Source organism: Pseudomonas sp. HN11, from assembly GCF_021390155.1.
Lineage (GTDB): Bacteria > Pseudomonadota > Gammaproteobacteria > Pseudomonadales > Pseudomonadaceae > Aquipseudomonas.
Window position 1 is genome coordinate 4,313,606 of sequence record NZ_CP089985.1, and the last position, 15,092, is coordinate 4,328,697.

The 15,092-nt window shown below is 52.8% G+C and carries 12 protein-coding genes; 5 read left to right on the forward strand and 7 right to left on the reverse strand.

The genetic code is table 11. The annotated features are described in order from the left end of the window. Positions 1–388 precede the first annotated feature (388 nt). From LVW35_RS19670 to LVW35_RS19695, 6 genes are all read right to left on the reverse strand, one after another. Positions 389–2,011: a methyl-accepting chemotaxis protein gene (locus tag LVW35_RS19670; protein WP_233891669.1), complete on the reverse strand. Its 1,623-nt coding sequence runs from the start codon at positions 2,009–2,011 to the stop codon at positions 389–391. 330 nt (positions 2,012–2,341) lie between these two features. Next, positions 2,342–3,475: a methyl-accepting chemotaxis protein gene (locus tag LVW35_RS29010; RefSeq protein ID WP_326489591.1), complete on the reverse strand. Its 1,134-nt coding sequence runs from the start codon at positions 3,473–3,475 to the stop codon at positions 2,342–2,344. Between the two features lie 30 nt (positions 3,476–3,505). Further along, the gene (locus LVW35_RS19680; RefSeq protein WP_233891670.1) at positions 3,506–5,107 is read right to left on the reverse strand and encodes a GMC family oxidoreductase; all 1,602 of its coding nucleotides are present in this window, start codon (positions 5,105–5,107) and stop codon (positions 3,506–3,508) included. 21 nt (positions 5,108–5,128) lie between these two features. After that, positions 5,129–6,604, reverse strand: a complete 1,476-nt coding sequence (locus LVW35_RS19685) for an aldehyde dehydrogenase (protein ID WP_233891671.1) — start codon at positions 6,602–6,604, stop codon at positions 5,129–5,131. A gap of 28 nt (positions 6,605–6,632) precedes the next feature. Then, a complete protein-coding gene (locus LVW35_RS19690; protein WP_233891672.1) occupies positions 6,633–7,820 on the reverse strand; it encodes an OmpP1/FadL family transporter in 1,188 nt (395 codons plus the stop codon). A gap of 436 nt (positions 7,821–8,256) precedes the next feature. After that, positions 8,257–9,201, reverse strand: coding sequence for a LysR family transcriptional regulator (locus LVW35_RS19695; protein ID WP_233891673.1), 945 nt, complete (start codon positions 9,199–9,201; stop codon positions 8,257–8,259). Positions 9,202–9,483: 282 nt separating this feature from the next. Between LVW35_RS19695 and LVW35_RS19700 the strand changes: the two genes are divergently transcribed. From LVW35_RS19700 to LVW35_RS19720, 5 genes are all read left to right on the forward strand, one after another. Next, positions 9,484–10,824: a Rieske 2Fe-2S domain-containing protein gene (locus tag LVW35_RS19700; RefSeq protein WP_233891674.1), complete on the forward strand. Its 1,341-nt coding sequence runs from the start codon at positions 9,484–9,486 to the stop codon at positions 10,822–10,824. After that, positions 10,817–11,773 (forward strand): PDR/VanB family oxidoreductase, encoded by a 957-nt coding sequence (locus LVW35_RS19705; protein ID WP_233891675.1) that lies wholly within the window; start codon positions 10,817–10,819, stop codon positions 11,771–11,773. The genes LVW35_RS19700 and LVW35_RS19705 overlap by 8 nt, the downstream gene beginning before the upstream one ends. A 122-nt stretch (positions 11,774–11,895) precedes the next feature. Next, on the forward strand, positions 11,896–12,789 hold the full coding sequence (locus LVW35_RS19710; RefSeq protein WP_233891676.1) for a transporter: 894 nt from the start codon (positions 11,896–11,898) through the stop codon (positions 12,787–12,789). A gap of 26 nt (positions 12,790–12,815) precedes the next feature. After that, on the forward strand, positions 12,816–13,550 hold the full coding sequence (gene galB, locus LVW35_RS19715; protein WP_233891677.1) for a 4-oxalmesaconate hydratase: 735 nt from the start codon (positions 12,816–12,818) through the stop codon (positions 13,548–13,550). Further along, the gene (locus LVW35_RS19720; RefSeq protein WP_233891678.1) at positions 13,547–14,260 is read left to right on the forward strand and encodes a 4-carboxy-4-hydroxy-2-oxoadipate aldolase/oxaloacetate decarboxylase; all 714 of its coding nucleotides are present in this window, start codon (positions 13,547–13,549) and stop codon (positions 14,258–14,260) included. Before galB ends, LVW35_RS19720 begins: the two co-directional genes overlap by 4 nt. Positions 14,261–14,585: 325 nt before the next feature. Here LVW35_RS19720 and LVW35_RS19725 read toward each other — a convergent pair whose 3' ends face one another. After that, on the reverse strand, positions 14,586–15,041 hold the full coding sequence (locus LVW35_RS19725; RefSeq protein ID WP_233891679.1) for an Lrp/AsnC family transcriptional regulator: 456 nt from the start codon (positions 15,039–15,041) through the stop codon (positions 14,586–14,588). Between the last annotated feature and the right edge of the window lie 51 nt (positions 15,042–15,092).

Below are 15,092 nucleotides of genomic sequence, written 5' to 3' on the forward strand. Positions count from 1 at the left end.
GGTGATGCGCTGTCTCGCCGGAGGGCAACTCGATATTAAGCAAGTATCAGCAGCCACTGACTGCTAATCGGGCCTGTTGAGCGCACAATTGGGCCAATCAACCCTTGACATCGCTGGACTCAGATACGCCGCGAAACCTGGAAAAGCCTGTTGTTAGATCAGGCTCCCTTTTCTTGCTTATTACTTAATATTCCAATGCGACCGCAAGACTGAAATCATGCTTTCCAAGATAGCTAGTTCGGCAGCAACCACTTCAACCTACTGAATTAGACACATCCTTGGCCCCGTCGATTCTGGCAGCCACTATTCGGATTTAAGGGGTTCGCCGTCGATCCGCATCTTTAACTCCTATCTCCGAATGATGAGCTCGTATTTTGATATCTAGAGCTTAGATCGAGAAGCGCTCCATGAGCCTGTGCATATCAGCGGCTAGTCGGGAAAGCTCGGCACTGGCCGCTGAAGTCTGTTGCGCTCCAGTGGCACTGTGCGCTGAGAGATTGCGAATGCTCGTCAGGTTAGTATCCACCGTATGCGCCACTTCAGCCTGTTCTTCAGAGCTTGCGGCGATGTGCCTGTTCATCTCATTGATCTGTTCGATATTCTTAGATATTTCTGTAAGCGCCGCGCCTGCCTCATGAGCGATCAAAACGGTATCTTGAGCCTCCAAACAGCTGTCGCGCATCGCATGGCTGACTTGTTCGGTTCCCAGGCGAATTCGCTCGATTATCTGAGCAATTTCACCGGTCGACTCCTGAGTACGGCCCGCCAGAGCCCGTACTTCATCTGCCACTACTGCGAACCCTCTTCCCTGTTCCCCAGCCCGTGCAGCCTCAATGGCTGCATTCAGGGCCAACAGATTAGTCTGCTCGGCAATAGCGCGGATAACCCCCAGTACTTGACTGATATCTTGAGATTGCACGGCCAAATGCTCCACATCTTTGCTAGTACTCTGGACGGAGTCGGTCAATTTTTCGATAGCAGTAATGGTTCGTTTTACCCGATCAGAACCGCGGTGGCTAGACGCTCCCGATGAGCTTGCCGCCATTGAGGCTGAGGCCGCGCTACTGGCGACTCCAACTACCGCGACCGTCATTTGGTTCATTGCAGTGGCGGCTTGTTCAATCTCATGGTTCTGTCGAATCAGTCCACAACTGGACTCATCGGTAACCGTGCTCATTTCCTCAGCTGCCGAGGCTAGCTGGGTCGATGCGTCACTAATTAAGTGGATCGTTTCACGGAGATTGATTTGCATGATCTTTGCCGAACCCAGCAATGCTGACAGCTCGTCATTACCTTCTATTGCTATCTCGCTACGCAGGTCACCACTTGCAATGCGATCGTTGATTGACAAGGCATGCTTCAGCGGTAAGACAATGCTACGGGTTAAAAAAAACGCCAGTGCCAAGGTCGCCAGGACAGCACAGAATATCATTGCGACGATGAACTGAACGCTATGCTCATAAGTTCGCACGGAGTCAATGCCAGACTGACCGGCTTTATCGATATTAAATTGTATTAGTTGCTCAAGGGCCAACTGCATTTGCCTGGCACGGGCCTCGTGCTCTTCTAGCAAGGCCGCCCCCTCGGCATTCCGGCCCTTAAGGCTCAGATCGATACAGCTCTCTGCCAGGTGCTCCAAGCGAAGGACTCCATCGCTGACCACTTTAAGGAGTTGTTGCTCGTTGTCGTCTTTCATGTGCGCGTTGTACTCTCTCATTTGCGCTCGCAACGACATGCGGATCGTCTGAATATTTTCAATGATTAGGCCCTTGTTAGCTGCGTCGGATTGACCAAAGAGGCGACGGCTTTCGAGCATCAACTTTAGGGCAGTGGCATCGATCCGGTTTGCGGAAATGACGCTAGCCATCGATTGCTCCTCGACGTCAGCGGCCAACGTCCGAATAGCGCGTAAGTTCCAAAGTGAAACCACCCCCAGGACAATCAATAAGGTGGTGATAACCGCAAAGCATAGTGTGGCGCGTGTGGAAATATTCATCTTTCTAAACAACATCTAGATTCACCTAATGAGCGTTACGATTTCATAAAGCCAACAACTCAGCCATCAAGCACTTATAACCTGTAAATATAATAAACGCGCCCTGCATATCTAAATCAAAAAGATCGCGCGCCTTACTATCGGCCAGTGGAAAAATACAAGGAGTGCCTCAGCTCCATAATGATTTCCGGAGGGCGTGCGCCGTGTGGAGTGTCTATTAATTGGAGACACAGCAGTAGAACGACCATTAACTTCATGAGTCTTCCAAGGTCGTGCTCAACTGATCGCGACTTGTTTTATCTCAATAGATGGCAAGGATAAACCGTCTTGTTCTTATATCGGCTATCAGCTATTAAATAAGAGAGTATCCATTTTCAATTTATGCGACGCTTGCGCAAGACTTTGTATCGATAAATTATTGCTGTGAGATTTTTGCGCCATGGCTTCTACCCGCGAAGCAATTTTCTCTGCTGCTTTCGTCTGATTACTCAGTTCTTCTGAAATTTTGTCGATGGTTATTGCCGAACAATGAGCACCTTCTCGAATCTGCTCCATGACTGATCCTGCTTCTTTGGTCAAAGCGACTCCCTCATTCGCTCGAGTAACTGCCGCTTGCATGCTGTCTATCACCTGGGTCGTGTGAGTTCTTATGCGTTCGATCATCTCAGTCACTTCCTTGGTTGATTGCGCGGTTCTTGCGGCAAGATTACGTACCTCATCAGCCACCACAGCAAATCCTCGACCGGCACTTCCCGCCCGAGCGGCCTCAATGGCAGCATTCAGTGCCAATAGATTTGTCTGCTCCGCGATGTCCTTGATGACTTGGATAATTGAATTAACTTCCTCGGAGGAATTTCCCAAGGCGACTATTCGAATAGAAGACTGATTCACTGCCTCGACGATGCCTTCGACTCCGGCAGTGACATTAGCAATCACGTCACCTCCTTTCTGAGCCAAAAGTTCCGATTGACCCGAGATTGTTCTCGCATTGCTCGCCTGTCCTGCAATTTGGCTGATAGCGGTACCCATCGAGTCCAACGCCTGTGCCATTGTCAAAGCCCCCGTTGCCTGCGCACTGGTACTGTCGGCGATCAAGAAAGCTTGTTCATTCAATGAATGAGCCGAGGCTCGCACTGTTTGATCCAGTTCATAGCGTTGCAAACACTTCACTCGCCAGTTCCGTTGCGCATCCACCAAGGTCTGCGTGACGTTTCCAATCACAGCCCCTTTCGTCGCAATAGGCTCTTGGCTGAAATCACCTACACCCATCGTCCGCGCTACACGTACGGCGTAGTCGCAGACTACAAATAACGTCGTTAAATATCGATTTGCCTGCCAGGATGTAATGAGCAATCCGATAGCTAATATCGTCAGGCACCGCCTAGCAATATGCTCGTGAGTGCTCAGCGCACCGAATATTGCGATAGCCACCAATACTAATGTCACTGCGGCCAGGACTCGCTTGGTTCGTATACTCATTTGAAATTTCCCTACGAGAACGATAGGCGGTCAGGCGGGGTTGCTGGACATCATCAGAGTTATTGCCCGATCCGCCACTGCCATCACTGGTGCGTTAGTGTTGGCACTGATGATAGTGGGCATCATTGAGGCATCAATGACGCGTAACCCCGTTACACCTCTTACTCGCAGATCGCCGTGGAGCACACTCATGGGGTCGTGATCGGGTCCCATCTTGCAGGTGCCTACAGGATGGTAATTGCTCTCAGTTGTGCGCTTGAGGTATTCCAGCAGCGCTTCGTCAGTTTGCACTTCGATGCCCGGCTGAATCTCTTTGCGGATGATGCCGGCCAGCGGTTCCGTCGCTGCGATGGAACGCAAATATTTGAGTGCTTCTACCAGGCGCGAGCAGTCACTAGGGTCGCTCAGCCAGTTGGGATTGATCAGCGGGTCGTCGCTTGGATTCGCTGAGCGTAAACGTACAGTGCCCCGGGAAAGAGGTTTGACCAGATTGGCCATTAAAGTGAAACCGTGGGTCACATTCTCTTCATCCTCCATAGGCCACATGACACCGACCCCGTAGATCTGCAAATCCGGGTCCGACAATGGGTCCTGCAGATTGACAAAGGCCATGGTTTCGGCGCCGTTCGAGGAAATCGGCCCATCATGAAATGCAAAATAACGCAACGCATTGCGTACCGCAGGCCAACCTCTGTCCTCGCCGTAGTAGCCGTAGGCACCGTTGGTAGTCATGGAAAGTAGCGCCGTGTTGTGGTCTTGCAGGTTTTCCCCCACTCCCGGTAAATCGACCCGTACGTCGATACCGTGCTGGTTCAGGTGCTCAGCAGGACCAATCCCCGAAAGCATCAGCAATTTTGGTGTTGCAAAAGCACCAGCGGCGAGGAGTATTTCAGCTCCAGCATGAACCTCGTGTATCGATTGCTTAAGCTGGTACTCGACGCCCACGGCTCGATCAGCGTCGAATAGAATTTTATTGACTCGAGCGCCAGTGATAACCGTCAGCAACGGGTTATCGAGGATTGGTTTTATGAATGCCGTGGATGCGCTGCTGCGTTCACCACGCCAGGTGGAAGTTTGTAGGTAACCGACTCCGTAAAGATCGCCAGCATTGAAATCTGACCGGAACGGCAGACCTACGCGTTGCATCGTGCGCACAAAAATATCGGCTGCCTCGACCCGGTAACGAGGATCCGAGACTTTCAATGGACCTTCGGCGCCATGCGCATCGTTATCGAAACGCTGATTGCCTTCCTGACGCTTGAAATAAGGTAACAAGACATCCCAGCCCCACTGCGGCTGTCCCAGTACCGTGTTCCACTGCTCGTAATCCTGACGTGAACCACGGGTGTAAGCCATCGCATTGACGGAACTGCCACCACCCATCACATTGCCCTGGGGTACCCGCACTACGCGTCCGTTCAATCGCAGCTGTGGTTCGGATGCGTACTGCTTGACGTAAGGACTTCCTTCGAAAAGCATCTTGAATGTTGCAGCTGGCATTTTTAGCAGCATACTTTTGTCCACGGCGCCCTGCTCAAGCAATAACACTCGCTTGCCGTGGTCGATGACAAGGCGGTTTGCAGCAATGCAGCCGGAACTGCCCCCACCGACGATGATGTAGTCATATTTCATGAGATACCTGCGGTAGCGAGTTCAAACGCTGGGGAGATAGATGGCTTGGGATTCCAGAAACGCATCCAGCCCTTCGGGACCGCCTTCGCGGCCCATACCTGATTGCTTGAACCCACCAAAAGGCACGTTAGGCGCCATCTGCAAACCATTGATAGTCACGTTGCCCGTTTTGATCTGGCGCGCAAAGGCGGCAGCCCGCTCGGTGGATGTGCTGAATACGCTTCCGCTGAGGCCGAAATCGCTGTCGTTGGCCAGGCGCAGGGCGTGGGCATCATCTTCGTAGGCCATAATTACCACTACCGGACCAAAGATCTCCTGACGTGCAATCGTCATTTCAGGCGTCACGTCGACGAACACTGTTGGCTCAATGAAGAAACCTGACCCATGCCCTTTGGCTCGCGATCCACCTGTAACGATTCGCGCGCCTTCATCTAAACCGCTTTGGATGTAAGCCAATACACGCTCATATTGCGTGGCGCTGGCCACCGGCCCCAAGTGTGTCGTGTCGTCCCAAGGATCCCCGACTGCCAGGCTGGCAATCGCCTGTGTATAGGCAGAGACAAATTCTTCATGGCGCGATTGAGGTACAAGCAAACGGGTTTGAGCGAAACAAATTTGCCCTGAAAACGGCATGCTGAAATGGGCTAGAGCTCCGACAGTGGCTTGCAGGTCAGCGTCATCCAGAATGATGGCTGCGGATTTACCGCCCAACTCCAAAGTGAAACGCGCCATGCGTTGAATGCACACGTTCGCGATCGTCTTGCCTACCGCCGTGCTACCGGTAAAGCTGACTTTATCTACCCCGTGGGACGCTACAAGGTAGGCTCCTTCGTCTCTATCTGCCGTCACGACATTGATTACGCCATCTGGAATGCCAGCTTCTTCCGCGCATTCGGCCAGCACCAGCGCATCGAAGGGCGATTCCGGTGGCGACTTGATGATGACTGTACAACCCGCCGCGAGTGCAGCACCGAGTTTGTAGGCAAGAATAGGCAACTGGGCATTCCAGGGCGCAATCAAAGCAACAACGCCGACCGGCTGACGAATGACGTCGGCCTTGCCTTCGAATGTTTCACGTACCTGTGTGAATTCGAAGGTTTCAGCCAACTGCGCGTAATAGTCGAGCATCGCGGGTGCGAAACCGGAGAAACGTCCCGCGAAAGCTACCGGTGCACCGACCTGAGCGGTCCAGAGCCGAGTGAGCAACGGCAAGCGATCGTTAACGATCTCTGCAAACAGCCGCAAATGGGTGGCCCGCTGCGGGCCGCTCAATTGCGCCCACGGGCCCAGATCGAACGCCTGACGGGCTGCAGCGACGGCGTGATCAATGTCGGAAAAACTCGCCAAGGGTACGTCGCACATTGGCGCTTCGGTAGAAGGATCGATCAGCGTACGTCGCAGAGCTCCGTCCACCGGCGACCATTGGCCTGCGATGAAAAAGCGTGAAAGAACGTTTTCCGATAGCTCTCTTTTAAAATCGAAAACAGGCTGTTTCATAGCGCCTCCAGGTAAGAGCGATGGATGATTAGAATTTGTAGCCATAGCCCATCACGACGTAGCCGTACTTCACGTCAATGGTCGAACCGCTGCTTTTGCCCGTGCCGGTAACGTGTTCGCTGAGATCCTTGACCAATCCAAAGGTCGCTTCCCCGCTTTCGCCTACAGTGCGTGTCACGCCAGCGCTATAAGACTTATGCAATAAACCCGGGATCAAAATATTGGCTACGAGCGAATCACTGGCGTACTGGCGGTTGGCGTAGTTGATGCCCGTACGAACCGTCCATTGCTCATTGAGTTGATAGGCCAACCCCAGGCGCATGTTGTGTTGATCACGCCAGCCGAACGTCTGATCGCTGTTTAATGCTTTGACCTCTGACCAGCGGATCAGCCTGTAATCGAATGCGACTGTCAGCTTGTCTGTTGGTCGCCACGCCAATCCGGCGCCGAGGATTTCAGGGCTGTCGAGCTTGCCATCAGAGACAGCCAACAAATCATCCTTATAACCATCAAAGCTGGTCGCTTTTTGTTTACTGATATACGAGACACCCAGCGTCAGAGGGGCAACAGGCGTCCACAAAGCACCCAGGCGGACCCCGTAACTCCACGCGCCTTGGGTTCCATGGTTAGGCAAAAGGGCGGGACCTGCAGGCGTTGGAAATGCAGCGCCGCGAACAAACAGTGATTGGTAGGCCGCCGTAATCGACATACCTATGGCAAAGTTGTCAGTAACTTTGTACGCCACTGTCGGCGCAATGCCGACCTGCTTGAGCATCGCTTGAAATCGTGGTAGTCCCTGCCCCTGAAACAACGGTCCGTCGTAGTCCCAGCCCACACCCGAACCGATCGAGGACACCCCGACGCTCAGCTTCGGTGAAAGGTCGTAGTTAAAACCAAACTCGGGGATGGGGACCGTTTTATGACCACGCAGACGATTATCCGGGGAGCCATAAGTGGCCTCATTACTACCGATGAATAGCTGAATGTCACCGTCAACTCTATTGCCTACATACGCCATTCCTGCCGGATTAGACGCGGCAGCCATTGAGTCCTGTGGCAATGCAATTGCAGCTCCGCCCATCGTCACGCTTTTTAGCCCTTGACCATCGGTGTACAAACCATTGGACGCGTATGTCATGACTGGAGCGCCTAACATCAGCCCTCCAATACAACCTGCAAAAGTCCGGACGACGTAATACCTGAACGTAGTGTTCATATTTCCTCTCTTTTATTTTTATGGTGAGGCGACAGCAAGTGACTAGGCCAAGAATCGGATAGTCGTTAGTGTAAAATTTAGAACGCGAGCCTACCCTTATAACCCTCTAGAAAGCTTCATCGGATCGTATTTCGGTAGCACTTAACAAATAAAAACTTCGCTACGAATAATCCACTAATTAGTTAGTTACGAAGGAGAACACATAGTTTTGGGCAGCGCCTGGCAGACAACATGCGTTGACGGGAATTGGCCCTTATTGAAGCAGCACATATGGGAAAGAAGACACGTAATTTAAGCCGTCAGTTCGCTCCACTCATGCTTCTTTTGATCAGAAAGACACCGTTCCTGATCACCGTCCTGTGAAGCGATGGTAGGGAGGCCAATGGACACCAGCAACGCGAAATGGCGCATGACTGTTATTGAATAAAAGCATTGCTCAAGCCGGCAACATCAGTGATCGCACGGCGATGGATCGTTGCCGGATTTCCTCGCGAATCACGGAGTCAATAAGCCCCAGCGCCTGCTGGGTCAAGAGGTTGCTCGGCCGATGCGTAGAAGTGGCCAGCCAAAGGCTGGTGGCCAGTTCCGGCTGTATCGCGCGAACACTTAAGCGCTTATCGAGATGACAGTTATCGTCACCGATAGCATTCATTGGAAGGACTGCATGGCCGTGCCCTCGCCGGACCAGCTCATGGATGGCAGGGATGCTCTCTATCTCATAACGCACTTTGATCTTTCGCTCCACAGTCGCTAATGACTGCTCAAGCAAGAGGCGAATATTATTCGGACGCCCCGGCATGATGAATTGAAGCTCTGCAAGGGCCTCCAAGGTGATGGAGCCACCAAGAGTGACATCATCGTCAGGGGTGCGCGGAGAGATTAGAAACAACGGCTCCTCCGCCAACGGCAACAGGTCGACATTCGCAGTAGGCGTGGTGTTATAGACCACACCGCAATCCAGTCTACCAATGCCCAACCATTCGAGAATGTGAGTGGACAGCCCTTCAACCAGGCAGAGCGTCACGCCCGGAAATTGTTCGCGGAACGCTTCCACCAACGGCACCGTAGCGGTGCGTCCTAAACTGGGGGGCCAACCTAGGACCAATCGTCCTTCAGCGACATTGCGATGCTGATCAATGTCCGAACGCGCCAGGTCGATTTGCCGAAGAATGCCTCGTGAATGTTTAAGCAGTCGGGTACCCGCCGCCGTCAGCGTAACCCCACGACCAGTACGTTCGAACAATGACGCACGCAGTTCGATTTCCAACTGTCGTATCTGCCGGCTCAGTGCAGGTTGAGCGATGTCGAGAAATGCAGAAGCCTTGCTGAAACTACCGAGTTCTGCGACCTGACTGAAATATTCAAGCTGTTTTATGTCCATGCCAATCCCGTTTTTTTAGTTGTTAGGGTTGGTTGATTTTGTCGTTGCGTTACTCAATAGGATGCACCCAGGCGGTTCACATCACAACTGAAAGCCCCCTTAGGCACAGTTATCTAAATTTTGCATAACTGCTAGTGAGTGCGCGTCATTGATCGCCTCGTGCCCCACCCCTCAATGTTGGGTCAGCTCAAAACGATGAGCCTCCAATAATAACGTAACCGTTCACCTGTTAAGGAGTCGTTCCTTCCGGTAGTTCGGTACTTCAAGAACAGGATTTAAAAGATGGACCAGACAAGCCTGATCCCTGTGGTTCAAGACAGTATTCCGAGCGAGCGCGGCCCTGGCCGCTACCAATACCTGACTCGCACCAATCGTGGTACGCCTGCCGGTGAGCTCTTGCGTCGCTACTGGCAACCCATTGCCTTGGCCGATGCCGTACCACCGGGCTCGGCGCCTTTTCCAGTGCGAATCATGGGCGAGGACCTTGTGTTGTTTCGCGATGATAAAGGTGAAGTTGGGCTGATCAATCGCAAGTGCGCACACCGCTGTGCAGACTTGGCTTTGGGTCGTATCGAAGATGGCGGTCTGCGCTGTCCTTATCACGGGTGGCTGTTCGACGGTAAAGGAAAATGTCTCGATCAGCCTGCGGAACACTCTGCGACCGCTAAGGACAAGGTGCGCACCCATTCCTACCCTCTACATGAAGCGGCAGGTGCGTTCTGGGCGTACATGGGACCTGGCGAGCCACCACTTTTCCCCAATTATCCGGCACTCGCTGGTGGCGATGAGCACCGTTACACCTGCCGCTGGCGCGGCGACTGCAATTGGTTGCAAGCCAGTGAAGGCAACATTGATCCGGTACATACCTCTTACCTCCATCAGCTCGAGTTGACTGACGAGACCATGCAAGCTCGGTGGGGTGTATTTTCGAACAAGGCACGTCCAATCATCAGTATCGAAGACACCCGATTCGGTGTTCGTCTTTATACCAAGCGTGCCATCAGTGAAACTCGCGACACCTCAATTCGGATCACGAATTACGTCATGCCCAACGCCTGCGCGGTCGGAGGATTTGAGGGTTATTTAGGGGACGGCGGGCTGACGATGTTGTGGGACGTTCCTATCGATGATCACGCGCACTGGCGTTGGGAGTTTATTTATCACCGCAGCGGGCAGCTCGATAAAGAAGCCTTGGAGAAGCAATACCAGGCTGAGAAAGATGAGCACGACCGCATGCTGCGCGCTGACGACCCGCTTTTCATGCAGGACCGCGAGTCCATGAAAGATGCAGCCTATCTAGGCATGGGCGAATGTTTCTCTGTGCATGACATTGCAATTACCCAATCCCAAGGTGTTATTCACGAGCATACCCATGAACATCTCGGCGCAACTGACGTGGCGATCATGCGTGCGCGTCGGATGCTTGATGAGGGTGCCCGCGACGTACTTGAAGGCAAAGACCCACGTGGTGTTGTTCGCACCACTGAGGCAAACAACTTCAAAGACATGGTCGTGATTACAGGTGTCATAGGGCCCGATACCAGCCAGGAAGCCTTCTGCAATGTTCACGCTGAGGACGAGTTTCTATTCGCTCCTGAAACAAGCGGAGGTCGTGATGTTTGAGGTCATCCTCACTCGCAAAGAACTCGAAGCAGAAAACATTTTTTTGTTTGAGTTTCAACATCCCGACGGTAGTGCATTACCACCGTTTACAGCAGGTTCACACATCGACGTACAAGTCAGGCCTGGACTGATTCGTCAATATTCACTGTGCAATCACCCTCAGGAACGCCATCGTTACCAGTTGGGTGTTTTGCAGACGGCAGAATCCCGTGGCGGCTCCAAAGGCATGCATGAAGATTTGCACATTGGTCAAACTGTACTCATTAGCGAGCCACGAAATCTTTTCGAGCTTGAGCAGGATGCAAGTCATTCCTTGCTGTTCGCCGGTGGTATCGGCATAACGCCTATTCTCAGCATGGCAGAAGTTCTGAGTGATCGAGGGCACTCTTTTTCTCTCTATTATTTCGCCCGCAGTGCTTCAAGTGCTGCATTCATCAAGCGAGTCGGAAAGTCGCGCTACTGCGACAGCACCTTTTGCCAGTTCGACGACGATGATACTCAGGCGCGATTAGACATTAAGGTTTTGCTCAACAACCCGGAGCCTCGCAAGCATTTGTACATTTGCGGGCCAGGCGGGTTCATGGATTTCGTCCTCGGTGTCGCGAGAGAGCAGCAATGGCCAGAGGCGAATCTGCACCGTGAGTATTTCAGCGCACCCGGTACCCCAGAGGAACAAAGCAGTGATCAGTTTGAGATCCAAGTGGCAAGCACTGGCCAGATACTGGAGGTTGGGCCACAGCAAACAGTCACGGATGTGTTGCTGACAGCGGGCATTGAAATTCCGGTCTCTTGCCAGCAGGGCATCTGCGGCACGTGTGTGACGAAGGTGCTGGATGGTGTTCCGGATCATCGAGATTACTACTTGAGCGATCGTGAAAAAGCGTCTAACGACCAGTTCACACCTTGCTGTTCACGAGCCAAAAGCAGCCGCTTGGTTCTTGACCTTTAACTTCGAACCAGCGAGTGAAATTCGTGCTTGCTGGTTCTGTCTTCTTCTCGAGGGTCGCGCTCGTAACATTTGCCAGCATAACGATTGTGTATTCCGAACAAAAACAACAACGGAGACAACACATGATTTCTCTATCTCGCTGTATACGTAACGCCGCTATTCCAGTCGGTGCATTCGCTTCCCTTGGTGGCTTTCCAGATGCCTGGGCGGTGGATGTATCCCCCGGCGCATATCTCCCCGCGCCGGCGGATAGCAGTATCGCAATGCTGTATCTGGGCGGAGGTCGGGCAACAGAATTCCACCCGGAAAAAGGGGCAACCGTGAACCACGGTACACAGCTGGACACAAGGACAGGCCTGATTCGGCTGTTTCACATGATTGATGTCGACCAGACGAGGCTCCAAGTGCAACTCGGACTGCCCTTCGGTTCGCAAAAGCTAAAAATGAACGGTGTTCGTATCGGCGACGACTCCGGCTTGGCCGATCCATTTCTGGCGATAACGGCATGGCCTCTTAACGACACCGTAAACAAGCGTTACCTGGGGATCACTGGGTACGTGTTTTTCCCTCAAGGGAGTTATGACCATGACAGCCGAGTCAACATGGGAAACAACCGTTATGGCGCGGCTTTGCAAGCGGGCTACGTACAAAGCTTCGGTGCCTGGCGGGCGGAGTTGACCGGCGATGTCAGTTGGTACGGCGATAACACGGACTCCACACCCGCTGAGCGCACGCTCAAGCAAGACCCTGTTTACACATTACAACCTTGGCTTAGTTACACCTTCGACAACAAGGTCACCACCTCTGTGGGACTGACCCGTACCTGGGGAGGTAACTCGACCTTGGACGGCATCGATACCGGTAGACGTTCGGACTCTACCCGTGCACGGGTCGGGTTGGGTTATTGGGTCAGGAAAGATGTGCAGCTGTATTCCGAGCTCACCCGAGACCTGCAAGTGGAGGGTGGATACAAGTTCGATTATTCAGGCTTCGTGCGTATTGGTTACTTCTTCTGATTATTGAAAGATAAAGGAACTTCAACATGTCAAACGAACAAAAATCCGCGCTGGTGGTGAGCGCACACTCTGCTGATTTTGTCTGGCGCGCTGCTGGCGCGATTGCTCTGCATACCCAGCAAGGCTACAAGGTTCACATCGTGTGCCTGTCCTTCGGCGAAAGGGGCGAGTCGGCAAAAATGTGGCGCAAAGGTGAAATGACAGAGGACAAGGTAAAGGCCGGACGCCGAGCGGAAGCTCAGGCCGCGGCAGACATCCTGGGTGCGAGTATTGAGTTTTTCGACATTGGTGATTATCCGATGCGAGCGGATAAAGAAGTGCTGTTTCGTCTGGCGGACGTATTTCGGCGGGTGCAGCCAGCATTTGCATTGAGCCACTCTCTCAAAGATCCCTATAACTACGATCACCCCTTGGCAACGCATCTCACCCAGGAAGCGCGCATCATTGCCCAGGCCGAGGGTTATCGGCCTGGCGAAAAAATCGTTGGTGCTCCGCCGGTTTACAGCTTCGAACCGCATCAACCAGAGCAGTGCGAATGGAAACCCGACGTGCTGCTGGACATCACGCCTGTGTGGGAGCAAAAGCTGGCCGCTATCAAATGTATGGCCGGACAGGAGCATCTTTGGGAGTACTACACTCGAGTCGCTTTGCAACGTGGTGTCCAGGCCAAGCGAAACATCGGAATCACAGCCCAACGCGACATCATTTATGCCGAGGGTTATCAAAGCATCTTTCCACGCGTAACAGGAGATTTGTCATGAGCGGGGTCGCAATTCGAAATTTGCCGCGATTTTCCGTGCAGACAGGCGATGAACTGGCAGCATTAGGGGTGGCTACGGTCCATGAAGCGCAGGGTCGCAGCGGCTTGCTTCAGGCATACATGCGCCCAATCTACAAGGGCGCGGCGATCGCTGGCCCGGCAGTGACTGTCCTTGCTCAACCCGGTGACAATTGGATGCTGCATGTGGCAGTAGAGATGTGCAAACCCGGAGACATTCTGGTGGTGGGCTGCGCCTCGGAAAACCATGATGGTATGTTTGGTGATCTTCTGGCGACTTCGCTCATGGCCAGGGGCGTACGGGGCTTGATCATCGATGCGGGCTGTCGAGACATATCCACGCTGACCGAGATGGGCTTTCCCGTCTGGTCGCGAGCGATCAGCGCCAAGGGCACGATCAAAGCTACCCTGGGATCTGTCAATGTTCCAATTGTCTGCGCAGGCGCCTACATCGTTGCGGGCGACGCGGTCGTGGCTGACGACGACGGCGTTGTAGTAGTCCCTCATCAAAGCGTCGAAAAAGTCCTTACTGCCGCCCGGCAGCGAGAAGCACTGGAAGTCGGTAAGCGCAAACGTCTGGCTAGCGGCGAATTAGGGCTGGACATCTATGATATGCGACCCACTCTGCAGACTCGCGGACTGGTCTATTACGATGATTTATCTCAATATCAACTCAGCGTATTAGCTGAATAGCTTTTTTAAACCGCCCTGACACTTCGGGGCCGTTTTAATACTAAGAAAGGCAGTTTTTTCTTTAACCAAATAATGACTCTGCAAAAAAATAAGATATGTGTTTTTTTGCCCAAACCAATCATCTTAGTAATGCTAGGCTTACTGACCGACCCAATAGAGAATATGACCGATGAATTATTAGCGCTTCTGGGATCAAGTGTATGGTGCCTGCTGTTTCCGCTCATTTATGTTGCGTTATATGCAAAGCAGGTCGGCATGCCCATCGTCTCGGGTAATCGTGAGCGACGTCATTCTGCCGGACGTACAGTTTAGGTGCGGGCAACCGCTACGAGACCAGGGGAGACTGACGCAGCAGGACCGCTTTCAACGCGACACTGGATTTAACATGCGCAACGCCCGGGATGTGGGCGAGCGTGTTCGTCAGAAATGCCTGAAAGGCCTCTATAGTGGGCGTTACGACACGGAGTTGGTAGTCGTAATCGCCAGTCATCAGAAAGCAGCTCATGACTTGCGGCGCTAGTTTTATCTGCGTTTCAAAACGTCCCAATGCATCGGCGTCCTGTTTCTCAAGGCTGACGGACACAAGTACGCTCAGCGGACCCGCAAGCTTTGCTTCGTTCAGGGTTGCGGAATATCCCTGAATATATCCCTCATCCTCCAGTACTTTGACCCGGCGCAGTACCGGCGTGGAGGACAATCCGACTTCTTCAGCAAGCTCGCGCCAAGAGATTCGGCCGTCACGGGCCAGTACTTGCAGTATTTTCACATCAATGCGGTCCATGGATTAGCCGTATTCACCATTAATTTTTTAGATTGTAGATCAATTCACCAA

Bases quoted from the DNA above. Each gene is read 5' to 3' on its own strand.
- LVW35_RS19670 (WP_233891669.1), bottom strand. From the start codon at position 2,011: ATGTTGTTTAGAAAGATGAATATTTCCACACGCGCCACACTATGCTTT.
- LVW35_RS29010 (WP_326489591.1), bottom strand. From the start codon at position 3,475: ATGAGTATACGAACCAAGCGAGTCCTGGCCGCAGTGACATTAGTATTG.
- LVW35_RS19680 (WP_233891670.1), bottom strand. From the start codon at position 5,107: ATGAAATATGACTACATCATCGTCGGTGGGGGCAGTTCCGGCTGCATT.
- LVW35_RS19685 (WP_233891671.1), bottom strand. From the start codon at position 6,604: ATGAAACAGCCTGTTTTCGATTTTAAAAGAGAGCTATCGGAAAACGTT.
- LVW35_RS19690 (WP_233891672.1), bottom strand. From the start codon at position 7,820: ATGAACACTACGTTCAGGTATTACGTCGTCCGGACTTTTGCAGGTTGT.
- LVW35_RS19695 (WP_233891673.1), bottom strand. From the start codon at position 9,201: ATGGACATAAAACAGCTTGAATATTTCAGTCAGGTCGCAGAACTCGGT.
- LVW35_RS19700 (WP_233891674.1), top strand. From the start codon at position 9,484: ATGGACCAGACAAGCCTGATCCCTGTGGTTCAAGACAGTATTCCGAGC.
- LVW35_RS19705 (WP_233891675.1), top strand. From the start codon at position 10,817: ATGTTTGAGGTCATCCTCACTCGCAAAGAACTCGAAGCAGAAAACATT.
- LVW35_RS19710 (WP_233891676.1), top strand. From the start codon at position 11,896: ATGATTTCTCTATCTCGCTGTATACGTAACGCCGCTATTCCAGTCGGT.
- galB (WP_233891677.1), top strand. From the start codon at position 12,816: ATGTCAAACGAACAAAAATCCGCGCTGGTGGTGAGCGCACACTCTGCT.
- LVW35_RS19720 (WP_233891678.1), top strand. From the start codon at position 13,547: ATGAGCGGGGTCGCAATTCGAAATTTGCCGCGATTTTCCGTGCAGACA.
- LVW35_RS19725 (WP_233891679.1), bottom strand. From the start codon at position 15,041: ATGGACCGCATTGATGTGAAAATACTGCAAGTACTGGCCCGTGACGGC.